This window comes from Erythrobacter sp. S43 (assembly GCF_057364955.1).
Genome location: NZ_CP200285.1, coordinates 2,139,140 through 2,159,653 on the forward strand (window position 1 = coordinate 2,139,140; position 20,514 = coordinate 2,159,653).

Annotated in this window: 25 protein-coding genes; 14 read left to right on the forward strand and 11 right to left on the reverse strand. The window is 57.6% G+C overall.

All coding sequences use genetic code 11. The features are described 5' to 3' along the window. The first annotated feature begins 9 nt into the window (after positions 1 to 9). The 9 genes from AC0V6K_RS10380 to AC0V6K_RS10420 all read left to right on the forward strand — a co-directional run bounded on the left by AC0V6K_RS10380 (position 10) and on the right by AC0V6K_RS10420 (position 6,607). Positions 10 to 825 (forward strand): sulfotransferase, encoded by an 816-nt coding sequence (locus tag AC0V6K_RS10380; protein ID WP_472621945.1) that lies wholly within the window; start codon positions 10 to 12, stop codon positions 823 to 825. Positions 826 to 857: 32 nt separating this feature from the next. Continuing rightward, positions 858 to 1,286 (forward strand): hypothetical protein, encoded by a 429-nt coding sequence (locus AC0V6K_RS10385; protein ID WP_472621947.1) that lies wholly within the window; start codon positions 858 to 860, stop codon positions 1,284 to 1,286. Beyond that, complete coding sequence (locus AC0V6K_RS10390; protein ID WP_486172632.1) at positions 1,267 to 1,452, forward strand: aspartyl/asparaginyl beta-hydroxylase domain-containing protein; 186 nt, start codon at positions 1,267 to 1,269, stop codon at positions 1,450 to 1,452. Before AC0V6K_RS10385 ends, AC0V6K_RS10390 begins: the two co-directional genes overlap by 20 nt. Positions 1,453 to 1,464: 12 nt before the next feature. Further along, positions 1,465 to 2,355 (forward strand): phosphoenolpyruvate carboxykinase (ATP), encoded by an 891-nt coding sequence (locus AC0V6K_RS10395; protein ID WP_486172633.1) that lies wholly within the window; start codon positions 1,465 to 1,467, stop codon positions 2,353 to 2,355. Beyond that, entirely contained in the window at positions 2,352 to 3,212 is an 861-nt protein-coding gene (locus AC0V6K_RS10400; protein WP_472621953.1) for a sulfotransferase domain-containing protein, read from the forward strand. The genes AC0V6K_RS10395 and AC0V6K_RS10400 overlap by 4 nt, the downstream gene beginning before the upstream one ends. A 193-nt stretch (positions 3,213 to 3,405) precedes the next feature. Further along, positions 3,406 to 3,699 (forward strand): PqqD family peptide modification chaperone, encoded by a 294-nt coding sequence (locus tag AC0V6K_RS10405; RefSeq protein ID WP_472621955.1) that lies wholly within the window; start codon positions 3,406 to 3,408, stop codon positions 3,697 to 3,699. 135 nt (positions 3,700 to 3,834) lie between these two features. Further along, positions 3,835 to 3,972, forward strand: a complete 138-nt coding sequence (locus AC0V6K_RS10410; RefSeq protein WP_472621957.1) for a hypothetical protein — start codon at positions 3,835 to 3,837, stop codon at positions 3,970 to 3,972. 98 nt (positions 3,973 to 4,070) lie between these two features. Then, positions 4,071 to 5,717 (forward strand): asparagine synthase-related protein, encoded by a 1,647-nt coding sequence (locus AC0V6K_RS10415; RefSeq protein ID WP_472621959.1) that lies wholly within the window; start codon positions 4,071 to 4,073, stop codon positions 5,715 to 5,717. Then, complete coding sequence (locus AC0V6K_RS10420; RefSeq protein WP_472621961.1) at positions 5,714 to 6,607, forward strand: glycosyltransferase family 8 protein; 894 nt, start codon at positions 5,714 to 5,716, stop codon at positions 6,605 to 6,607. The genes AC0V6K_RS10415 and AC0V6K_RS10420 overlap by 4 nt, the downstream gene beginning before the upstream one ends. A 56-nt stretch (positions 6,608 to 6,663) precedes the next feature. Here the strand turns inward: AC0V6K_RS10420 and AC0V6K_RS10425 are convergent, their stop codons facing one another. Genes AC0V6K_RS10425 through AC0V6K_RS10435 form a run of 3 tightly spaced genes read right to left on the reverse strand, consistent with a single transcriptional unit; the run spans position 6,664 to position 8,392 of the window. Beyond that, positions 6,664 to 7,206 (reverse strand): phage tail protein, encoded by a 543-nt coding sequence (locus AC0V6K_RS10425; protein ID WP_472621963.1) that lies wholly within the window; start codon positions 7,204 to 7,206, stop codon positions 6,664 to 6,666. Between the two features lie 56 nt (positions 7,207 to 7,262). Next, the gene (locus AC0V6K_RS10430; RefSeq protein WP_472621965.1) at positions 7,263 to 7,805 is read right to left on the reverse strand and encodes a phage tail protein; all 543 of its coding nucleotides are present in this window, start codon (positions 7,803 to 7,805) and stop codon (positions 7,263 to 7,265) included. 50 nt (positions 7,806 to 7,855) lie between these two features. Then, positions 7,856 to 8,392 carry a phage tail protein gene (locus AC0V6K_RS10435; RefSeq protein WP_472621967.1) on the reverse strand — a complete coding sequence of 179 codons (537 nt, stop codon included), beginning with the start codon at positions 8,390 to 8,392 and terminating at the stop codon, positions 7,856 to 7,858. A 211-nt stretch (positions 8,393 to 8,603) separates the two neighbouring features. Between AC0V6K_RS10435 and AC0V6K_RS10440 the strand changes: the two genes are divergently transcribed. After that, a complete protein-coding gene (locus tag AC0V6K_RS10440; RefSeq protein ID WP_472621969.1) occupies positions 8,604 to 9,476 on the forward strand; it encodes a crotonase/enoyl-CoA hydratase family protein in 873 nt (290 codons plus the stop codon). A 62-nt stretch (positions 9,477 to 9,538) separates the two neighbouring features. Then, a complete protein-coding gene (locus AC0V6K_RS10445; protein ID WP_472621971.1) occupies positions 9,539 to 10,024 on the forward strand; it encodes a MarR family winged helix-turn-helix transcriptional regulator in 486 nt (161 codons plus the stop codon). A gap of 55 nt (positions 10,025 to 10,079) precedes the next feature. Here the strand turns inward: AC0V6K_RS10445 and AC0V6K_RS10450 are convergent, their stop codons facing one another. The 7 genes from AC0V6K_RS10450 to AC0V6K_RS10480 all read right to left on the reverse strand — a co-directional run bounded on the left by AC0V6K_RS10450 (position 10,080) and on the right by AC0V6K_RS10480 (position 17,508). Continuing rightward, the gene (locus AC0V6K_RS10450; RefSeq protein WP_472621973.1) at positions 10,080 to 11,084 is read right to left on the reverse strand and encodes a type II secretion system F family protein; all 1,005 of its coding nucleotides are present in this window, start codon (positions 11,082 to 11,084) and stop codon (positions 10,080 to 10,082) included. Between the two features lie 18 nt (positions 11,085 to 11,102). After that, positions 11,103 to 12,074 carry a type II secretion system F family protein gene (locus AC0V6K_RS10455; RefSeq protein ID WP_472621975.1) on the reverse strand — a complete coding sequence of 324 codons (972 nt, stop codon included), beginning with the start codon at positions 12,072 to 12,074 and terminating at the stop codon, positions 11,103 to 11,105. A gap of 99 nt (positions 12,075 to 12,173) precedes the next feature. Next, the gene (locus AC0V6K_RS10460; RefSeq protein ID WP_472621977.1) at positions 12,174 to 13,457 is read right to left on the reverse strand and encodes a pilus assembly protein CpaE; all 1,284 of its coding nucleotides are present in this window, start codon (positions 13,455 to 13,457) and stop codon (positions 12,174 to 12,176) included. A 3-nt stretch (positions 13,458 to 13,460) separates the two neighbouring features. Further along, the gene (locus AC0V6K_RS10465) at positions 13,461 to 14,111 is read right to left on the reverse strand and encodes a CpaD family pilus assembly protein (RefSeq protein ID WP_472621979.1); all 651 of its coding nucleotides are present in this window, start codon (positions 14,109 to 14,111) and stop codon (positions 13,461 to 13,463) included. An 18-nt stretch (positions 14,112 to 14,129) separates the two neighbouring features. Then, the gene (locus AC0V6K_RS10470) at positions 14,130 to 15,707 is read right to left on the reverse strand and encodes a type II and III secretion system protein family protein (RefSeq protein ID WP_472621981.1); all 1,578 of its coding nucleotides are present in this window, start codon (positions 15,705 to 15,707) and stop codon (positions 14,130 to 14,132) included. Positions 15,708 to 15,778: 71 nt separating this feature from the next. Further along, positions 15,779 to 16,927 carry a Flp pilus assembly protein CpaB gene (gene cpaB / locus AC0V6K_RS10475; RefSeq protein ID WP_472621983.1) on the reverse strand — a complete coding sequence of 383 codons (1,149 nt, stop codon included), beginning with the start codon at positions 16,925 to 16,927 and terminating at the stop codon, positions 15,779 to 15,781. A gap of 89 nt (positions 16,928 to 17,016) precedes the next feature. Beyond that, positions 17,017 to 17,508, reverse strand: coding sequence for an A24 family peptidase (locus AC0V6K_RS10480; protein ID WP_472621985.1), 492 nt, complete (start codon positions 17,506 to 17,508; stop codon positions 17,017 to 17,019). Positions 17,509 to 17,613: 105 nt separating this feature from the next. Between AC0V6K_RS10480 and AC0V6K_RS10485 the strand changes: the two genes are divergently transcribed. Genes AC0V6K_RS10485 through AC0V6K_RS10495 form a run of 3 tightly spaced genes read left to right on the forward strand, consistent with a single transcriptional unit; the run spans position 17,614 to position 19,978 of the window. Beyond that, entirely contained in the window at positions 17,614 to 18,618 is a 1,005-nt protein-coding gene (locus tag AC0V6K_RS10485) for an alpha/beta hydrolase (RefSeq protein WP_486172692.1), read from the forward strand. A gap of 2 nt (positions 18,619 to 18,620) precedes the next feature. After that, entirely contained in the window at positions 18,621 to 19,745 is a 1,125-nt protein-coding gene (locus tag AC0V6K_RS10490; protein ID WP_472621989.1) for an NAD(P)/FAD-dependent oxidoreductase, read from the forward strand. A 56-nt stretch (positions 19,746 to 19,801) separates the two neighbouring features. After that, positions 19,802 to 19,978, forward strand: coding sequence for a YegP family protein (locus AC0V6K_RS10495; protein WP_472621991.1), 177 nt, complete (start codon positions 19,802 to 19,804; stop codon positions 19,976 to 19,978). Between the two features lie 87 nt (positions 19,979 to 20,065). Here AC0V6K_RS10495 and rnhA read toward each other — a convergent pair whose 3' ends face one another. Beyond that, positions 20,066 to 20,512: a ribonuclease HI gene (gene rnhA, locus AC0V6K_RS10500; protein WP_472621993.1), complete on the reverse strand. Its 447-nt coding sequence runs from the start codon at positions 20,510 to 20,512 to the stop codon at positions 20,066 to 20,068. Positions 20,513 to 20,514: the final 2 nt, after the last annotated feature.

Consider the following 20,514-nt stretch of genomic DNA (forward strand, 5'->3'; position numbering starts at 1 on the left):
ATCACTGGCATGAGCCTCGCTGATATCGAGACGCGCCGCGCCGCGATACGCACCCACTTGTTTCTGCTGTGCCCCAACAACAGCGGTTCGACCTTTCTCGGCAACGCGATCAAGCGTTCGAACCATGTTTGGGGCTTCGAGAAAGAAGGGCAGCACGTCTTCGGATTTGCCGGCCCACATACGCGCGGATCAAACTGGGCGCTGATTTGGGGAAGCGCACCCGAAGCGCGGGCTTTGTTTGAAGAGGGCGAGTACAATTGGCCGCGGATCGAAAAGACTTGGTATCACCATGCGAATGCTGCGCGGGAGGATGCGCCGGTGTTCTTCACAAAGTCGCCGCCGTTCCTGCTGATAGCCGAGCAGTTGCGAACGCATTTCGTAGGCACGCGTTTCATCTTCATGGTACGAAACCCGTTTGCGATGATGGAGGGGATTGTGCGCCGCTATGCGACGCAAGGCCGCTTCGAAACGCGCACCGATCTGGTCGAATCGGTGGCGCGGCATATCGTCACCTGTTTCGAGGTGCAGGCCCAAAACCGGGATCGCTACGCTGACATTTCCTGCGCCTTCACTTATGAAGAACTGTGTGCCGATCCTCGCAGTATGGCGAGCAAGATTCAGGCGTTGGTGCCTGAACTGGATGACCTCGATTTGTCCCAACGCCTCGCGGTGAAGGGCCAGTATGACGAACCGCTGCGCAATATGAATGCGGACCAGATCGCTCGCCTTTCCAAAGAGGACATCAACGCGGCAGCCCGCATTTTTTCTGCCCATCGCCAACTATTCGAACCACTCGGATACGATATTGGGGGAGCGGGCAATTGACCCCGCATGCGCAAATGGTACCAAATCCGCCAATGGGGAAGGAAGCACCACTGCCGCCGTGCGTAAAGAAGCCGCGCACGATCCGTGAGCTTTGCGATGTCGACATCACAAAGCTGAAGGCCATGGTCGCGCGCCTATCGGAAACGGCGTGGAATCGCGAAGACGCGCTCAAGGAAAATGACTTCGAGGTGTTCCATCACACCCGGCACATCATCCTGCGCTTTATTGAGGGTAATCGTAATCCGGCGGTGCATTATTCCAATCCGGGCTGGGCGGCTTGGAGTGGATTGCTTCAGCCTGTGATAGAGCAGGCGATTGCGCCCTATGATTTCCGCAAACCAGTTTTTGCCAAGGCGATGTTCGCGCGGCTGGCGGCAGGTGCGAGTATCGACATGCATGTGGACGGGGCAGGGTCGAGATCCGCGCTGTCACAAAATCCACGTGCCGCTGATCACCAATAGTGATGCGATGTTTATGGTCGCCGACGAACAAGCCCATTTGGCAGAAGGGCGCGCTTACGAGGTCAACAATGTCGCCCGTCACGGCGTGGTGAATGGCGGCGCCGAGGACCGAATCCACTTCATCTTCGAAGTCTATGAAGGCGATTTCGAAGAAGCAGACGCCTGATCCGGCCACACCATGCACCACTATTTCGCCTATGGAATGACCATCGCTAGCGAGATTGCGCTTCCCGGCATGGTTGAGCGCGCCGCCGCTGATGCGGACCTGGCAATTGCAGAAGGTCCGGTGGATCCTGACGCAATAGAAGGCGACAATTTCCGCAATTGGCGGGCCGAACCGGGCCGCTTGTTTCTGGAGCTGTTCGGTGAAGGGCGCATGCTTGTCGAAGAAGGCAGGCGGATCACGTTTGAACGGTTCGCAGGGGACAAAGGCTTTCATCTCGTCTCGACCATCATGGGAACGGGCTTGGCTGCTATCCTGCTCCAGCGTGAAATACTGCCGATCCATTCCTGTTGCGTGAAAACCGACAAAGGTGCCGCGATTGTCATGGGCAAATCGGGTGCGGGCAAGTCGACAACGCTGACCGGCTTGCTCGAGGCCGGCTGCACCATGATGGTGGATGACGTCACCGGAGTGCTGGTGAGTGAGGGGGACGCGCCGCTCGCTATTCCAGCCTTTCCTTCCGTCCGAGTGTGGCAGGATGTCCTAGAACGCGCCGGAACGAATTTCTCCACGCTCGACCGCGTGCGGCCCGATATGGCGAAGTATTACGTGCCTGTAGACAACTTCCACGGCGAACCTGAGCCCTTAGTCGGGATTATCCATATAGTCGCCGGTAATGGAGTGGAGCCTTCGGTCACCCATCTCGACCCGGCCCAGCGGATCGCACCCTTGCGCCAGATGGTTTACCGCAAGAACTTCCTGAAGAGCTTTGGCTTGGAAGCGTTCGCGTTCCGCGCCGTTGCAACGCTGGCGCGCGATGTGCCGATGGTGCGGTTTGAACGGCCAAGCACTGCTATTCCACCAGTCGACGTCGCAAAGCAGGCACTGGCCGCATTGGGCATATGAAGGCCGATTTCGCTCCTGGCCGCAGCCTCGTTTGGCTCAGTTCTTATCCCAAATCGGGCAACACATGGCTGCGATCCATGCTGGCGGCTTTGAGAGAGCCAGACCGCCCGCTTGATCTGCGCAATCTGCCCTATGGCATGGACCTGTTTGACCGACAGTTACTCGATGACTTCGCCGCGATCTCGTCCATGACGATGACGCCTGAAGAGCTTGTCCCGTATCAAGCGAAGCTGTTCGCCGCTGTCTCGCGCGAGGCCGAACCGCCCGAGCTTGCCAAGACCCATGCTGCAATCATCGCCGCAGGCGACGGTACCCCGCTTTTCGGGCCTGAGGCCACCGCCGGTGCGGTCTATCTGGTGCGCAATCCGCTCGATGTGACCGTGTCTTACGCGCATCACGATGCAAAGCCGATCGACGAGGTGATTGCGCGGATGGGTGATAGCGGAGCCACCTTGCACCAGTGGGAGAATCGCAGCGGCGCGAACCTGCCTCAGTTGATGAGTTCATGGAGCAATCATGTTGAAGGATGGGTGAGCGATCCGGGCTTCCCGGTGCTGGTGATCCGGTATGAGGATATGTTGGCAGATCCCGACGCGTCATTGGCCAAAGTGGCGGGGTTCTGCGGCATCGAGACTGCACCTGAAGGTGTTGCCCATGCCGTTGAAGCGTGCCGGTTTGATCGGTTGAAGAACGTTGAGGACGCGAATGGGTTCTCCGAAAAGCCAAGCGAAACAAGAGTCTTCTTCCGATCGGGGCAAAGCGGCGATGGTGCGCGTGCTTTGAGCCGCGGCCAAATCGACAGGATTGTCGCGGATCATGGTGCAATCTTGGATCGGTTCGGCTATTCGGTCGAGTAAGCGATTTGGGGGAAAACAATGACTGATCGAGACACAGGGCCTCATAAGAAAGAATGGAACGAACCTCGCGTGGACGCGCTGGCTAATGTTCGTGAAACTCGCGGCGGCATCCTTCTGAGCATGATGGAATCAGGACCAATGTATACATCCTGAAGTTGCTGGCGGTGTCCGATTATTATTTGGGGAATGGCGTGTGAGCCAAGAGAACAACAGCCTGACGCTTGAAAGCGTAGTTGTGCAGAATGAAACGATGCTGTTCGCCGATGTTGGCGATGGCACCGCGCTGATGGATATCGATCGCGGTGAGTATTTTCAGTATGAGGAAGTCGGCTCGCGCATTTGGGAGCTGATTGACGGAAAAGCCTCCGTCGCTGCGATCTGCAAGCAGCTGCTAGAGGAGTATGACGTCGATGAAGCGACGTGCGAGCAGCAAACACTTGGGTTTCTTGGTAAACTTGTCGAGCTCAACCACGCCAGCGTTGTTTGAATGAACGCCTTGGTGGCATGACCGAGTTTGGATAGTGTCAAACCTTGGCGAAGACCTTTCGCAATTGTTAGAAAATTGAGTTGCCAAGTGTCATATGACCGTTAAAAGTCGCGGAGCATTTCAATGGGGAAGACAATGACCGATCAGAAAAAAGAGACTTCGAAGAAGGCTTGGAATGAGCCGCGCGTTGAAGCTGTAGCCAACGTTACTGAAACTCGCTCCGGATTCAATGCTGGTGCGGGCTTCGAAAGTGGTGTCACTTACGATTCTTGAGCGACGCCACGGGCTCAAAGACAAATTTTTGAAACGGGCTCTTCGTTAGATGGGCCCGTTTTTCTTTGTGGTAAAAGGTTCATAGCTAGAGCAGTCGCATGATCCGCGTTGGACAATTCGCTGAATGTGAAGTCGTATGCGATAGGAACCTCACACTTGTCGCGCAGGTTTCACTTTTTGACCGTGAGAAACTTGCCGATGCGCTGGCCATAGACACCAACGGCTCGGATACAGCCCTTCTGCTCGCCGGTTATCGCCGCTGGAGCAGCGAACTCTCCGCGCATCTGAATGGTGACTACCGATTCGTCGTTGAGGACACGTCCTCAGGCATGGTGTTCGCCGCCGTGGACCATATGGCCACCCGCCCGCTTTTCTACGCAGAGGTTGAAGGAAAGCCGGTTTTCAGCAGCTCGGTGCGCGCATTGGTTGATCACTTGGGTGGCCATCCCGCGCTGAACGAGACGCTTGCAGCTAACTTGCTGGTGGACTTCATGCATTGGAGCCACAGCGAAACGCTCTGCAGCGCTATTCACAAGGTTCCACCGGGCCATACAGTTGAATGGGGCCAAGGGCGCAAGACGGTGCGCCGGTACTGGTTTCCCGAACGCACCGAGCCGCTCAAGCTGCCCAGCACAGAAGCCTATGTTGAGAGAGGCCGGGAAGTCTTCGCTGCTGCCGTCAAAGATCGTTCGTTGAATGCCGACTTGATTGGGGTCCATGCCAGCGGTGGGTTGGATTCGAGCGCTATTGCGGCAACTTGCACGCGGCTTAGGCGCGAAGAGGGACTGTCCGACCCACAAGGCTTCGCTTGGCAAAGATGGAGTGAAAAGGACGCGCCAACCAGCGAGGGCGGTTGGATTGCATCTCTGCAGAGCGAGCTGGGCATCCCAATCAGCGGTTTAGAGCCGACGGTTGAGGATTCGAAGCGGCTTCTCAAGCTTGATCTGGCGGCGGACTACAATGTCGGCAATCTGTTCAATGAAGACCGAATTCAGCGCGCAGCTGCAGATCAGGGCATCGGGTTAATCCTGTCCGGCTTTGGTGGGGATGAACTGCTGACCTTCAACGGCAAGTTCATGTCCAGCCACCACGCGCGGCGCGGGAATGTTCGTGCGCTCACAAAACTGGATCGAAAGGGCGGCTTGCGAGGGTTTGCTGCGGGGGTATTGCAGGCGTTCCGTGAATTCTTCATCCGCCAGCCCAAGACAACAAACCCGCAAAAGTTAGCGAAGACACTTGCGCACCCTGATTTGCTTTCACGCGTCGAAATCGAGCCTTCTTGGAAACCACATGCACGAGGACCGAGAGAGCACCAACTTGATCGATTGGCAAGCGGCAGCTTGAACGAGAGGATCGAGACATTAGCGCAGAGTGGGGAGCAGTATGGCCTGCAATACTCCTTCCCGATGCTCGATCGGCGGGTGATTGAATTTGCACTGTCGGTGCCGGTGGAGCTCTTTTGGCGAGACGGTGTTCGGCGCTGGCTGTTCCGTGAGATGATGAAGGGTGTACTGCCCGAAACAGTGCGTCTGAATCACTCGAAATACGAACCCGTGCGGGTGCAGGGCGCGAAGGATGCGGTGATCCCGGCGCTCCGTGAAATTGGCGAAGACATCGAACACCGTGATGACTTCGAACGCGCCGGTATGCTGGATATGGAACGCTTGCGCGCCGCCATTCGGGAGCCGGAACAGGCCAAGGGCGTTGCGCATCTCCGCCTAGCCGTGCAGTTGCTCGACCTGTGAGCAACACAAGCGCGCCATTGACCATTGTCACAGTGACCAGCCGCAGCTTTCTGCCGGGGACGCGGGTCATGCTGGATAGTTTTCTGGCGCATAACCGCTGGTTCAAGGGCGATATTGTGCTGGTGCAGAGCGATCTCGATGATGGCGAAAGGGCTGGTCTTCAGGCAGCTTTTCCGCAGGTCACCTTTGCAACGCCGCCGGCGCAGTTGGCATCAGCGCTTAATGAACTTGCCGCAGAGCAACCGCATCTTGCTGGTCGCATCGCGCGTTTTCATTCGCTGTCTATGTTCTGGTTGGATGCGAAAGGAGACATGCTGTTCCTCGACAGCGATCTCGTCTTTACGGGTGATGTTAGTTCCATTCTGGCAGAGCGCGGCACCATTCTGGCCGCTCCCGACCGCGCGATGTTGCAAGGCAATCGGCGGGATCCGGTGACGTTGGAGGAGCGGGAAGGGGACGCAGGGACCGACAAACTCCACAGCTTCAACGCCGGCTTGATGGTGCTGCGCCCAAGCATACGCAATGAAGAAACCTGCTCGGCTATCCTTGACATGTTAAAGCCGGAGCATTGGGACCAGATGCGCTCTGATCACACCGATCAGGCTGTGTTGTACAAGCTGTTTGGCAACACAGTCTCGCTGCTGGACCAACGCTTCAATCGCATGCTCCTGCATTCAAGCCGTTTGCGGGGTGTTGCGGATTTGGCCTTGGAAGACGCTATGGTTTTGCACTTCAACGGTCCGGCCAAGCCTTGGCTGCCAGAGCGCCACGTCAGTGCGGCGCTAACCAATGGCACATTTATCAAGGCGTTGCGGATTTGGTCTGATGCGCATGAGAAGTTCCTCACGCGTTTGCACTTCGCGGGTAAGCTTCCAGCAGATGCACAATAGAAAAGGGCCACCGGATTGCTCCGGCGGCCCTTTCGAGAATTCCAATTAATGGAAAATCAGCTGCGGCTCGGGAAGACCCCTTCCAGCGCGATGATGTAATTGATCGCCGTGTATGGCTGCATGTTGTTGACCGCTTGATTGCCACCAACATTCTGCTGTGAGATCGAGTCCGGATGCATGGCGTACTCTTGGTTGGGCACTGCTCTTGCGTAAACCTCGCTATCGCCATCTACGAACGCCAACAGCTTGTTATTCGGGTTCTTACTGTCTGCGAGCGTCGACTCGCCTCTCAGCGCGACGGCGTGGTTGTGCGACGGCATATTGTTGGTTGTGAGCGTGTTGGTCTCACTGCCACCACGCGAACCAAGCGGACGGTTGGTCAGGCCGGGACCCGATGACCCACCCGCGTGAACCGGAGCACGGCCTCGCAATTCTGGGAGGCCAAAACTCGTCCTGCCATCGCCGCCATAAGTCGTTCCCAAGAGAGAAAACAGGGCCTGATACTGATTGATCGGCAATATCTGGCCATTGCAAAACGCCCAGCCGCGCGGGGCAAAGTTGCCGCCGAACATAACGATTTGTGCTAGAAAGGGATCCATGTTGGGATTGTCCTTTTATTCATTAAGGCAGAGCGAGTGCATGCCCGGTAGGTCGATCAGTTGCGGCTCGGGAACGTGCCCACAAGCGCGATGATGTAATTGATCGCCGTGTATGGCTGCATGTTGTTGACCGCTTGATTGCCACCAACATTCTGCTGTGAGATCGAGTCCGGATGCATGGCGTACTCTTGGTTGGGCACTGCTCTTGCGTAAACCTCGCTATCGCCATCTACGAACGCCAACAGCTTGTTATTCGGGTTCTTACTATCTGCGAGCGTTGACTCGCCTCTCAGCGCGACGGCGTGGTTGTGCGACGGCATATTGTTGGTCGTGAGCGTGTTGGTTTCACTGCCACCACGCGAACCAAGCGGACGGTTTGTCAGGCCTGGGCCCGATGATGAGCCAGCGTGAACCGCTGCGCGGCCGCGCAACTCCGGAAGGCCAAAGGTCGTTCGACCATCGCCGCCGTAGATTGTGCCTAGTATCGAGAACAACGCCGTGTTCTGCGCGATCGGAAGCAGTTGCCCGTTACAAAACGCCCACCCGCGCGGCGCGAAGTTTCCGCCAAACATAACGATTTGACCAATGAAGGGATCCATTTTTCTCTCCGAATTTTTGTGGAGCTCTGCTCCACGCTGACGTTTCCAATTTAGTTGCGGCTTGGGTAAATGCCCTGCAGGCAAATGATGTAGTTCATCACCAATGCCGGCTGCATGTTGTTGACGGCAGTATTGCCACCGACGTTCTGCTGCGAGATCGAGTCGGGATGCATGTTGTACTCTTGTTCAGGTACTGCCCTTGCATAGACTTCGCTGTCGCCGTTCACGAAGGCCAACAGTTTGTTGTTGGGGTTCTTGCTGTCACCAGGTGTCGACTCGCCCTTAAGCGCGACGCTGTGGTTGTGAGACGGCATGTTTGCTGTGGTCAGCAAATTGGTTTCACTGCCAAGTTTTTGGCCAAGACTTCGCGGCGAAAGTCCTGGTCCAGTGCCCTGACCAACCGAGGCCCGACCACGCATATCGGGAAGGCCGAACGTCGTGCGCCCGTCGCCGCCGTAAATTGTGCCAATTATCGAGAATAACGCTTGGTTCGTGTTGATTGGAAGCAATTGTCCCTGACAAAGCGCCCAGTTGCGCGGTGCCCAATCCGCACCGAACAATTTGATCTCGGCAATGTAGCCTTCCATAGATTTTCCCCCAATATCCGGCCGCGTCGTAAACAGCCGTCCCTTTGCACACGAGCAGCCTAGACCAAAAAAGCCAATTCACAAACTTTCTTTGAAATTTTCACACGTGAGAATTCCGTGCTGCGCAATGCGACTCGGATTTTGGGTTGCCTGACGGGGCTTTGCGATGCTTCATGGTGCCAATAAGAGACGCAATTGGAGAGAGGTCCACGTGCCCGACTACACACAAATACTCGTCGAAAAGAGCGATGGAGTTGCGACCATTACGCTCAATCGGCCAGAGAAAATGAATGCCTACACCCGCACGATGGGTGCGGAGATTATGGCGGCGATGGACGATATCGACGCAGACGACTCGGTGCGCGCAGTTATCTTCACCGGCAGCGGCGACCGAGCCTTTTGTGCAGGTGCCGACCTGACCCCAGAGGGTGGTGGCCATGTCTTCTCTGACCCGACTGAGGTTGAGGATCTGAGCGACCCCAAAGTCCGCGATGGCGGAGGCCTGCTGACGCTGCGGCTGTTTGAATCGAAGAAGCCACTGATCAGCGCATGCAATGGCGTGGCTGTAGGCGTGGGGGCAACCATGCAGCTCGCGATGGATGTCCGGCTGGCGAGCGAAAATGCGCGCTTCGGCTTTGTCTTCGCCCGGCGCGGGATTGTGCCGGAAGCTGCATCGAGCTGGTTCCTTCCGCGTATCGTCGGGATCAGTCAGGCGCTTGAGTGGTGTTATTCAGGCCGCGTTTTCGACGCTGCCGAGGCGGAGAAGGGCGGCCTTGTCCGATCAGTCCACGCGCAAAGCGACCTGATGGCCGCTGCGCGCGAACTCGCTCTGGAGATTGCGCAAAACACCTCAGCCATTTCGGTGGCGATGACACGCGCAATGATGTGGCGATTGATGAGCGCGGACCACCCGATGGAAGCGCACAAGATTGATAGCCGCGCCATCTATCGCCTTTCGCGCGGCAAAGACGCCAAGGAAGGCATCGCCAGCTTCCTGGAGAAGCGCGCACCCAAGTATCCAGGCAAAGTCAGCGAGGATATGCCGGACTTCTACCCATGGTGGGATGATCGCGGCTACGGTTGAGCGACAGACTTGCATTTGCGATTGGTTTCATGGGAAACCACTTGCCATGAAAGCGACACACCATGTCTGAGGGCGAAGCCAATGGCGCGGGCCACCTTGCAGGGTTCTTGCCTTATCAGCTGTCGATCGCATCAAACGCGGTCAGCAGCCTAATAGCTGAGAGGTACCGCAAGAGGTTTGCGCTCAAGATCCCCGAATGGCGCATCATCGCGGTGCTGGGCGACGCGCAGGCAAGGGGCGAAGCTTTGACCCAGCGCGCGCTGACTTCGGCCACTTTGATGGACAAAGTTGCCGTCAATCGCGCGTGCAAAGTGCTCGAAGATCGTGGGCTAATTGCGCGTGCGCCGAACAAGGAAGACGGCCGATCGCACCTCTTGGAACTGACAGGAGAAGGTCAGTCGATCCATGAAGAGGTTATGCCCTTGGCGCTTGCGACGGAGCAGGAGCTTTTCAAAGGCTTCGATGCGGTGGAGCAGGAGCAGTTTCGCACCTTGCTGGAACGTATGCGTCAGCAGGCGGCCAGCCTCACCGAACTTTCAGAAGGGTAAGGCGCGAGCACAGGGAGCGGGGGCTTCGCTGCGCTCGCGCCAACCTTGCTCCCGACTATTCGTCGGTGAGCAGTGCGTCGTTGATCGAACAGGCCGCTGGGCCAAGGATCACGATGAACAGAACCGGCAGAATGAACAGGATCAGCGGAACCGTCATAATGGCGGGCAGACGCGCGGCCTTTTCTTCGGCGCGCATCATGCGCTCGTTACGGAATTCAGCCGAAAGCACGCGCAGGGCGCTGGCGAGCGGCGTACCGTAACGCTCGGTCTGGATCATGGTGGTGACCACGCCTTTGACTGCTTCCAAATCCACGCGATAAGCGAGGTTGTTGAAGGCCTGCTTACGTTCGTTGAGGAAGGACAGCTCAATCGCGGTCAGGGCAAATTCGTCACCCAATTCAGGGTAGGCGCGGCCCAATTCCTTGGCGACGCGGTTGAACGCGGCGTCAACGGTCAGACCAGCTTCGGCGCAGATCACCAACAGGTCGAGCGCGTCAGGCAGACCTTTCTGGATTTCCTTGGTGCGCTTTGATGCCTTGTTGCTGAGGAACAGTTCAGGGCCTTTATAGCCAAGGAATACGAGGCCCCCGAAGCCAAATACCTTCTTCAGCGAGCCTTCGCCGAACTCGAAGAAATCGACCATGTAGAATACGATGAAGCCGATAATCCCGAACACGATCGGAAGCACGGCGCGCAGGCCGATGATGACCACAGCGAGTTCTTTGTTGCGATACCCGGCAAAAGCCAGCTTTTGCTGCACATCAGTGATCTGGCTGTCCTGCAAGATTTTCATCTTGCCCAGCTGATCTTTCACTTTGTCGGTCGTGTCGGTCTTGCGAACGAGACTCGCGCGCTTCTTCGCCGACTGCGTGACGATGCCAGCCTTTAGCTGTTCGCGGCGCTCGTTGAGCGATTTGACGCGCTTAGCCATCGGATCACGGATGGTGATCGCGGTGTAGATTGCGAAAAGGACTGCAAAGGCTGCGAGCCCTGCAAGAAGCGTCCCGACGGCAATGACGTCAAAGCCGAGGAGCGTTGGACCGGATGCTTGTTGGATCATGATATTCTGAGCCCCCGATCAGATTTCAAAGCTGACCATTTTGGCCATGATGCCGACGCCAATGCCCATCCAGACAAGGCCGCCTAGGCCGGTCACGATCAGACGGTCCTCGGTGAAAAAGCCGCCGATGTAGTTCGGGTTGATCATGTAGATCAGACCGAAGACGATGAAGGGCAGGGCACCAACGATATACGCCGAAGCTTTCGATTCAGAGCTCATCGCTTTAATTTTTAGCTTCATTTGAGAACGTTTGCGCAGAACATCGGCGAGGTTCGACAGTGTCTCCGCGAGGTTACCACCCGTCTCGCGCTGAATGGCGAGCGTGATGCAGAAGAAGTTGAATTCCGGAATGCCCAGGCGGTCAGCGGTTTCCTGAAGCGAGTCTTCCATCGGCTTACCGATTTTGATCCGCTCAACGATACCTTTGAACTCGATCCCGACAGGACCGGGTACTTCCTGCGCCACCACAGCCAGCGTTTCGGTCACGGGAAGGCCAGAGCGCAAACCGCGAACCAGCAATTCAATCCCGTCAGGAAACTTGGCGTTAAAGTCGTTGGTGCGTTTCTTGATGAAGAAACCGACCACAAGGTGTGGAATCCCTGCGCCAAGCAGCAGGCCCACGCCCAACGACAGCGGAAGTGCGCCCGTCTGGATGTAAAGAACAACTGCAACCGCCAACGCAAGGCCAAGCGACCCGTACAGATATTGCGACAGCGACCAGCCCTTGCCAGTGCGATCCAGACGACCTTCCAGCGCTTCAGTACGCGAGCCCGAGCCGGCCACTTTGTGCGCTTTTGGCTTACGCGCAGCGATGGCTTTCTTGAGCTGCGATTCCACCTTTGTATCGGTGTTTTCCGAGTGGCGGTAACGCAGGGCATCCAAACGGCGCTGTTGCGCTTTGCCTGCACCAGAACCGTTCAACGCGAAGTAGGCGCCAACGATCACAGCAAAGATCACGCCGGTGATCAGCAATGTCTGTGTGATATCCATGAACGTCGATCCTGATTGCGGTGGTTAGAGGAAGCTGAGTTTGCGGCCTTGATTGCCAGCACCGGGAATGATCCCAACGCTGGCCATCACGGAACCCGCTTATTCAGCCGGCTCTTCTTCTTTGTTCTTCTTCTTCGCCAGCAGTGACTTCAGATCGAAGCCGCCAAGCAGCGATTTCTTCTCTTCAGTCAGAGAGGACATGTCCTCATCTTCGCTTGCACCCACGATCCGCTCAGCGATCTGCTTGATGGCAGAGCTGGCTTTGCTGGATGCGTTGGCATCGACGAAAGTCTGGCCCAGCTTGGCAGCGTTCGAAGCGGCTTTGATGTCGTAAGGGACAACAAAATCGATCTTGCGTTCGATCGATGCTTCGAAATCGGCCTTGCTGATTTCTGCAACATTCTGCTGAACTTTATTGGCTACGATCATCGGATGCGCATGTGCTGCGTTGGCTTTCAGCCACGAGAGAATGCGGATCGTATCGCGTGCCGATGCAAGGGTGAGCTCGCATGTCAGTACAACCAGATTCACGTCTGCAAGCAGATGCGGGAAGTTGATCAGCATGTTGCGCGGCAGATCGATAACCGTCATTTCGAACGCCTGGCGGAATTCCTCCTCCAGCTGAACGAAAGCGGTGCCATCGGTCATCAGCGGCTGATTGATCGGAGCCTCTGCCGAAAGGATCGACAGATTGTCATTGGCGCGGATCATGGCGCGCTCGATGAACAGGCCGTCAATACGGCTGGGGTTATCGATCGCATCGGTCAGACCGCGACCCGGCTCCAGATCCAACGCCAGAGCGCCGGTGCCGAAGTGGACATCAAGATCAAGCAAAGCGGTCGGCGCTTCGTGCGTGGTGCTGAAGAGCGACGCCAGCGAGGTTGCGAGCGTTGAAGCACCCGAACCACCGCGTGTGCCAACGATGGCCGTCGAAATGTGGCGTTTGGCGGTCTCATCGTCGCCCGCTTTGGGCGCGGTGAAGATAGCCAGTGCCTGGTTCAGCGTATCATGCAGAGCCTGCGCCGAAAGCGGCTTGAGCAGGTAGTCATGAATGCCGCTGGCCAGAAGGTCACGATACAGACGAACATCGTTCACCTGACCGATGGCGATCACAACCGTGCCGGGTTCGCAAACTTCGGCCAGAGCGTTGATATCGTTCAGCGGATCGCCGCTTTCCGAAAGGTCAACGACAAGGATCGCCGGGCTGGCGCTGACGCTGAGCGATTGGATCGCGTTGCGCAGGCCGCCTTTGTTACACTTTTCCGGCTGCCAGCCCATTTCGATGACGACAGGGCGCAGGATATCCAGAGCAGCATCATCACAAATGTAGGCTGCAAAGGCGTCACGATTTCCGGGTAGTCCCGATTTCCAAGGCGCGTTCATTGATCAGTTCCCTCCGTCACCGCCAGCGGCGTTTTGAAGACCTTCGGCACCGGTTGGTTTGGCTTCGCGAAGGGTCTCAATGGCTTTGTTGCCAGTTGCGATCACGCTGCCGCCCTTGGCTTCTTTGCCTTCGAGCAGATCCTGCGGATCGGCGACCATGGCGGCATAGTTGCTGTTGACCGCGCAGCCGTAGCCAGGGCTCGTGCCGTTGGTGTAGTTCATGTCCGATTTGGCCGACCAGTCGGGGCAACCCGGAACCGAAGCGGTCGAACGAGTAAGAACCACGCGGGCCTGACCGGGCTGCATAAAGCCTTCGGTCGTCGGAGCGGCAGTCGAAACTGCGATGCCATAGCGGTTTGCGAGATCGTTGACCGCAGTGGTCACAGCCGGGTTGGCCGAAGGATCCTCGATCGCGATACGATCACCGTAGCGAAGGTCCATCGCCTCGAACCAGCCGTTCAAACGCTGCTGTTCAGAGATAGCGAGGCCGCTCGTGTTGGTGTTCACATCAAACGTGTAGTTGGTGCGTTCAACCACAGCCTGCTTGGTGGAGTAGAGGCTCGGATTGCTCGGCATTCCGCCACAACCTGCAAGCGCAAGGCCAAGCGAGACGGCAACAGCACCGGTCAGTTTGTTTTTTACTGCAAAGGGCATTGGTATCACCTTTCTCACTTAGAGGCTGAAGCCCGGAGCGGCGTTCTCAGCCGAGCGGTCTTTTTTCTTGCCCTTCTTGCCCGCATTGCGCGGTTTGGGCGGATTGTTCGGTGTGATGGCGGCCGGATCGGCGCTGCTGACACCCGGCGCAGGGGCGTTGCCTTGCGTGGAGGTCGGGCCAGGGCGGGTTGCGCCCGATTTGCCGTTGTTGTCGCGGAAGCCGAGCAGCTGCTGCAGCTCGTTTGCGGCACCAAAACCATCGGTTGGCAGGCGGATGTCTTTGGCATCAACCGGCTTCACCAGATACGGCGTCACAACGATCACCAGTTCGGTCTCACCCTTGCGGAAAGAGCGCGAACGGAACAGGTTGCCAAGGATCGGAATGTCTCCGAGGCCCGGCGCCTTTTCGATGTTGTTTTGAGCGTTGTTGCTCATGAGACCAGCGATCATGAAGCTTTGGCCAGAGCCAAGCTCGATCGTGGTTTCGGTCCGGCGTGTGGTCAGCGCGGGGATCTGGAAACCGTTGAGGTTTACCGCACCCTGTGACGACAGTTCTGAAACTTCAGGACGAACGCGCATCGAAATGCGGCCATTCGACAGAACCGTCGGCGTGTAAGCGAGGCTGACACCGAAGTTCTTGAAGTCGACCGATACGTTGCCCAGACCCTGTGAAATCGGGATCGGGAACTCACCGCCCGCAAGGAACGTCGCCGTTTCGCCCGAGAGCGCGGTCAGGTTCGGTTCGGACAGAGTGGTCACCAGACCAAGGTTCTCTGCGAGATCGAGCGTACCCGCCAGATCCAGGCCGAACAGTCTGCCAAGGCCAGCGAGAGTAGTGCCGTTTTCGATCGAGTCGATAACCGTCGTGCCGTCAGCGCCATCGGTAACGTTGACGCCAGCGGGACCACCCGGGGTGTATTGCGCAACTGCGCCGCGGCCTGAGCCGACACCAAACTTGAACCCGTTGTCAGCCACACCAGCGACTGGGCCGCTGTCTGCCGAAGTCAGGTTTGCGCCGATTTCACGAACCAGCGAACGGCTGACTTCTGCGAAGGTCACTTTCAGGTTTACCTGAAGCGGCGTTGCCGTTCTCAGGCGGCTGATGACATTGGCTTCTTCACCAAGAAACGCCTGCACAAGGCGTTCCGCCTCAGCTGCGTCTTCAGGTGCGCCGACAGTGCCAGTCAGAAGCACAGTGTTTGTGCCCATGGTCGCCACGCCGACTTTGGCGTCAGGCATGGCCAGAGCGAGCATCTGATCAACAGAGTCGATATTCGAACCCACACGAACATTGGCGGACCAGATCACTGCACCAGCGGCATTGCTGGCGTAGATAGTGGTCTCACCGCCCGATTTGGCGAACACATAAAGTTGACGCTGCGATTTGATCTGTACATCGGCCACAGCATCATTGGCGACGAACACGTCAGCCATGGTGCCAGGGATGTTGATCAACTCGCCGCGGCCGATCGACAGGACTACATCCTGTGAAGGGCGCTGGACTTGCTGCGCGGTCGCGGTCGTTGTCGGCACCGCAGTCAGCGGGCCTGCAACGGCCAGTCCGGCCAGCAGCAATTTGGCATTGAAGCGTTTCATTTTACGGCCCCCCATGGGTTTTTCCGTGCGAAGTGGCAGAGTGTTGGTCTCGATCGGCATGTCTGGTCTCCTCACCGGATCAATCCGGCGCCAGCCTGTCCGGCACGGCGAATGTTGTCGCCACCTTCACGCAGCATTGCGCCAGCGTTCGATGGTGTGCGTCCAGCCGCTTCCTCGGAGACTTTCTTGCCGCGGGTCACACGAACAGTCGGCCCAGTTGGAACGGAAGCGTTGGGATTACGGCCTTCCTGAATGGCCAGGCGGCGTTCTGCCATGGCTTCAGCGCGGGCTGCACGAGCCTTGTTCTCGGCGTCGCGACGAGCACGCTCTTTGCGCCGTGTTTCATCGCGATCTTCAGGGATCGACTTGCGCTGGAAGCGTGAGACGTCACCGCCGGTTGCGAAAGTTGACTTGCCGTCAACCGGGCGACCCATAGCCGCGCGGATGAAACGCTCTTCTTCTTCAGGCGTCGCGCCGTCAGGGATTTTTACGTCGCCTGATGCAATCGCCTGCTCAAGCTCTGCCTGATTGTCGGCTAGCGAACGCAGCACCATGCTGAGCGTACCAACGGTCTGTGCGACTGAGATTTTCTCGGCAATCTTCGGCGTCACTTCCAAAGTCACAGTACGGAATGCACGAACAATCGTTTTGCCGTCTTCGTCTGTGGTCTGCTCGGTCGACTGGTCGGTCGCCAGAACGCGCAGATTGCGCAATACCGTTTCGGCGGCTTTCAGAGGACGGCCTTCACCTTGGACCGTTTGCGTCAGGACAAGATCGACGCGGTCACCAGGGAAGATAAAGCCAGCAACACCGGTACGGGCTGAGACCGGAACGGTCACAGCGCGCATGCCCGGGCCAAGCGCCGCAGCAAGGAAGCCGCGATCGCCGGGGCTGACAAGCGATCCCTGAGTCACAGGCTCACCCGCTGTGATCGGATGACGAACGACTGTACCGACCAGCGAGTCCATGTCAGATTCGCCTTCCATGAAGTAGGCGTCTTGCACCAACTCTTCAGGCCACTGCTGATAAACCATCGCATCGGCGGTGATGATCGTACCTGCGGGAAGGCCGCGCTTTGCAACCAGCACCGATGGGCCAGCCGGCTCAGCGGCGACAACTTCGGGTGCTGCGTTTCCAGCAAACATGCTCCGGGCTGCAAACGCAGTGCCGACCGCAACGATCAGCGCTCCTAGCAGCAGAACCAGCTTCTTCTTGTCCATGGCTTTCTAAGCCCCCTTTTTCGTGCCCATTGATGGTTAGCGGGCGGGTATGGTTGCGATCAGTAAGGTCTGAATGGTTAAAATCGGGTTCACCCGGTCACAGCTGCATGTGCCGTTTCAGGGAGATAATTGGTTGCAAGGACCCAAAGGCCTCCAAATGCGATGGCCACGCCGTATGGAATCGCGAGCCGATCTTTGGAGTTCTGAAGGAAATGGTAGGCCGCCATGACGATCGTCAGGATGCCGCCTGAAATTGCCATGATGATAAGCAATTGCATAAACGCTATTGGTTCGATCCAGAGCGCCAGCGCGGTCAGCAGTTTCACATCACCGCCGCCCATCATGCCGGCTGCGAACATGGCGCAAAGGACAGCAAACACGCCCAACGCGACACCGAGCTGCAATGCCACATCTGGCCACAGCGAAAGCCCGCTGGTCCACCAGAAAACCGGTGCACCTACTGCGATGGCGATGTTCAGCCAATTGTCGATCTGGCGTCGCTTAATGTCCGTGCACGCAGCAAAGACCAGCGCAATTGCCAAGGCAATCAGCAGCCCGTAGTGAAGGTACGTCGTAAGCATTTTGCCCCCGTTAGAATGCCGTGCGGATATCCCGCTCGGGTCTCTTTCAAGGGTGTTGCTACAGGGCAGTGCTTACCAAAAAGTAACCAACACCGGAGGGCTCCCATTAGCCAAACGAGTCAAACAGAGGCGGTAGCCAAGCCAGACAGGGATGCGCCGATTGATCGACGCACCATTCCGCCTGCCGCAAAAGAAAGCCGTTGGGATCTTCCAGATGGACATTCTGTGCGGCGAATTGATTGGGCCGGAGCGAAAAGGGGCGACGCGGTTAACTCGCGCGGATCAATCCTGTTCATGCCTGGCCGTGGGGACAATTACGAAAAATATCTCGAAAGCCTTGAGGAATGGCACCGTGACGGTTGGCGCGTAACCGCTTTCGATTGGCGCGGGCAGGGCGCCAGCGGACGGTTGGGGGATGATGCCTATACCGGCCATATCGAAGACTTTGCTGTTTGGGTGGATGATCTCGCCGCAAAATGGGAGGCATGGAAAGCCGAAGTGCCCGGCCCGCATGTAATGATCGCGCATTCGATGGGCGGGCACTTAGTTATGCGTGCCTTGATTGAGAAGAGAATTGCGCCGGCTGCGGTTGCGCTGAGCGCGCCGATGCTGGGTATGAACGGACCGCCATTGCCGCTGCCCATGCTTCACGGTGTCGCCAAATTGATGACCCGTGTCGGCAATCCCAAACGTCAGGCATGGAAATGGAGCGAGAAGCCGGGACAACTTCCCGCTGACCGCGCCAATCTGCTGACCCATGACCCTGACCGGTACGAAGACGAATCCTGGTGGCGCGAGAAGCGGCCTGAGATTGTGATGGGCCCAGCGAGCTGGAATTGGGTTGAGCGTGCCTATGCCTCTTGGCGCATGCTGGAAGAACCCGGCGCGATGGAAGGTGTAGAGGTGCCGGTGTTCATCGCATCGACCACATCGGACAAGCTTGTGAGCCATGCAGCCAATGTTCGTGCTGCAGAGAGATTGCCCAAGGGCGAACTGCTGGAGCTGGGCGAGGAAGCCCACCACGAAGTCTTGCGCGAGGTGGATGCTGTGCGCGACCGTGTGATGGACGCGTTTGCGGATTTCCTTGATCGGGTGGCGCCCAAAGGGTGAGCATGTCGGAGCGGGTGTACGACTTTGCCGTGATCGGAGCGGGGATGGCGGGCGCGAGCATCGCGGCCGAGATCGCACCCCATGCCAGCGTGCTGGTGCTCGAGGCTGAAGATGCGCCCGGATACCATTCGACCGGTCGTTCGGCGGCATTCTGGGAGGAATGCTATGGTGGTCCGGGCGTAGTGCCGCTTACTCTACCATCGGGGGCATTCCTGCGCGACAACGGTTTTCTGCGTGGGCGCGGCGCGCTGTATGTCGGACGGGCCGAAGATAAAGGCGAGATAGATGCCTTCGTCGAACGGTTTGAAGGCACAGGCGTCACCATTGAACGGTTAGGGCGTGAAAGTCTGGCCGAGCGCGTACCACAAACGCGCGAAGAATGGTGCGATGCGATCTGGGAGCCAGCCTGTGCGGATATCGACGTGGCAGGATTGCACCAGCACTACCTCAAGGCGATGAAACAAGGTGGGACAGAACTGGTCTGCCGTGCGCGGGTCGCCAGCTTGTCACGACAGAACGGCATTTGGAGCATCACTGACGAGGCGGGTGCGCAATACCGCGCAGCTACAGTCATCAACGCTGCGGGTGCTTGGGCAGACACAATGGCGCAGCTGGCTGGTGCCAAGACGCTGGGCATAAACCCGCTTCGCCGCACGGTCGCACAATTGCGCGTTTCGCCTGCGGCTCCTGAAGACTTGCCGCTGGTGCTCGATATCAATGGCGGGTTCTACTTCAAGTCGGACAATGGCCGCTTATGGCTAAGCCCACACGATGAAATCCCAACCGAGCCATGCGATGCGGCGCCCGAAGAGATCGACGTGGCGCTAGCGATTGACCGGTTCCAGAGCGTGACCGACTGGCACATAGAAGCGGTGGAGCGGCGCTGGGCGGGCTTGCGCAGTTTCTCGCCTGATCGCTTGCCGGTCTATGGCGCCGATCCGGAGATTGAGGGGTTCTTCTGGTTCGCGGGGCAGGGCGGCTTTGGCATCCAAACTGCGCCAGCAGCGGCGCGGCTGGCCGCGCAGATTGCCCTAGGGCAGGGATTCGACGTCATGACGGCGGCGATTGATCCGGCAATGTATGCGCCGGATAGGTATCACGATGTTTCCAAGGCGAAATCCGCCTAGCCAAGCGAACAGCGATCTGTCAGGAAAACTCGGTAGGCCAACGAAGGAGATGGGACATGGCGCACAAGTTCGAAATCTACAAAGACAAGAAGGGCGAGTTCCGCGTCCGCTTCAAATACAATTCGGAAATCATGTTCTCGACTGAAGGCTATTCGAGCAAGACGAGCGCGCAGAACGCGATCAAGTCGATCCAGAAGAACGGCCCCGGTGCGCCGGTGGAAGACAACAGCTAATCAGCTTGGCGCAGCAGATTGTTGCGACATTAGGAAATTGTAGGACGGGGGCGGGAATCACGGATTCCCGCCCTCGGCTGTATTTGATCAACTAACCTCGCTGGCGATCCTCTCAGCTTCGCCACTCGCTAACTGGTCCACCCGCTCATTTTCCGGATGGCCAGAATGCCCTTTGATCCAGTGCCATTCGATCTGATGCTTGGCGGTGATCTCAATTAGATCGTGCCAAAGATCGGCATTGCGCACGGGCTTCTTGCTGGCATTAACCCAACCGCGTTTCTTCCAGCCGTGCACCCACTTTGTGATCCCGTCGATCACATATTTGCTGTCAGAATACAGATCGACCTCGCACGGCTCAATCAGAGCGGAGAGGCCCTGAATAACCGCGGTCATTTCCATGCGATTGTTGGTGGTGTCTTCCTCGCCGCCCGAAAGCTCTTTTTCGTGCTTGCCCATGCGCAGCAAAGCACCCCAGCCGCCGGGGCCGGGATTGCCCTTGCAGGCACCATCGGTGAAGATTTCAACGCGTTTCATGG

Excerpts from the sequence above, each read along its gene's own strand:
- AC0V6K_RS10380 (WP_472621945.1), top strand. The coding sequence starts at position 10 with ATGAGCCTCGCTGATATCGAGACGCGCCGCGCCGCGATACGCACCCAC.
- AC0V6K_RS10385 (WP_472621947.1), top strand. The coding sequence starts at position 858 with ATGGGGAAGGAAGCACCACTGCCGCCGTGCGTAAAGAAGCCGCGCACG.
- AC0V6K_RS10395 (WP_486172633.1), top strand. The coding sequence starts at position 1,465 with ATGCACCACTATTTCGCCTATGGAATGACCATCGCTAGCGAGATTGCG.
- AC0V6K_RS10400 (WP_472621953.1), top strand. The coding sequence starts at position 2,352 with ATGAAGGCCGATTTCGCTCCTGGCCGCAGCCTCGTTTGGCTCAGTTCT.
- AC0V6K_RS10410 (WP_472621957.1), top strand. The coding sequence starts at position 3,835 with ATGACCGATCAGAAAAAAGAGACTTCGAAGAAGGCTTGGAATGAGCCG.
- AC0V6K_RS10415 (WP_472621959.1), top strand. The coding sequence starts at position 4,071 with ATGATCCGCGTTGGACAATTCGCTGAATGTGAAGTCGTATGCGATAGG.
- AC0V6K_RS10425 (WP_472621963.1), bottom strand. The coding sequence starts at position 7,206 with ATGGATCCCTTTCTAGCACAAATCGTTATGTTCGGCGGCAACTTTGCC.
- AC0V6K_RS10430 (WP_472621965.1), bottom strand. The coding sequence starts at position 7,805 with ATGGATCCCTTCATTGGTCAAATCGTTATGTTTGGCGGAAACTTCGCG.
- AC0V6K_RS10435 (WP_472621967.1), bottom strand. The coding sequence starts at position 8,392 with ATGGAAGGCTACATTGCCGAGATCAAATTGTTCGGTGCGGATTGGGCA.
- AC0V6K_RS10445 (WP_472621971.1), top strand. The coding sequence starts at position 9,539 with ATGTCTGAGGGCGAAGCCAATGGCGCGGGCCACCTTGCAGGGTTCTTG.
- AC0V6K_RS10450 (WP_472621973.1), bottom strand. The coding sequence starts at position 11,084 with ATGATCCAACAAGCATCCGGTCCAACGCTCCTCGGCTTTGACGTCATT.
- AC0V6K_RS10455 (WP_472621975.1), bottom strand. The coding sequence starts at position 12,074 with ATGGATATCACACAGACATTGCTGATCACCGGCGTGATCTTTGCTGTG.
- AC0V6K_RS10460 (WP_472621977.1), bottom strand. The coding sequence starts at position 13,457 with ATGAACGCGCCTTGGAAATCGGGACTACCCGGAAATCGTGACGCCTTT.
- AC0V6K_RS10465 (WP_472621979.1), bottom strand. The coding sequence starts at position 14,111 with ATGCCCTTTGCAGTAAAAAACAAACTGACCGGTGCTGTTGCCGTCTCG.
- AC0V6K_RS10470 (WP_472621981.1), bottom strand. The coding sequence starts at position 15,707 with ATGAAACGCTTCAATGCCAAATTGCTGCTGGCCGGACTGGCCGTTGCA.
- cpaB (WP_472621983.1), bottom strand. The coding sequence starts at position 16,927 with ATGGACAAGAAGAAGCTGGTTCTGCTGCTAGGAGCGCTGATCGTTGCG.
- AC0V6K_RS10480 (WP_472621985.1), bottom strand. The coding sequence starts at position 17,508 with ATGCTTACGACGTACCTTCACTACGGGCTGCTGATTGCCTTGGCAATT.
- AC0V6K_RS10490 (WP_472621989.1), top strand. The coding sequence starts at position 18,621 with ATGTCGGAGCGGGTGTACGACTTTGCCGTGATCGGAGCGGGGATGGCG.
- AC0V6K_RS10495 (WP_472621991.1), top strand. The coding sequence starts at position 19,802 with ATGGCGCACAAGTTCGAAATCTACAAAGACAAGAAGGGCGAGTTCCGC.
- rnhA (WP_472621993.1), bottom strand. The coding sequence starts at position 20,512 with ATGAAACGCGTTGAAATCTTCACCGATGGTGCCTGCAAGGGCAATCCC.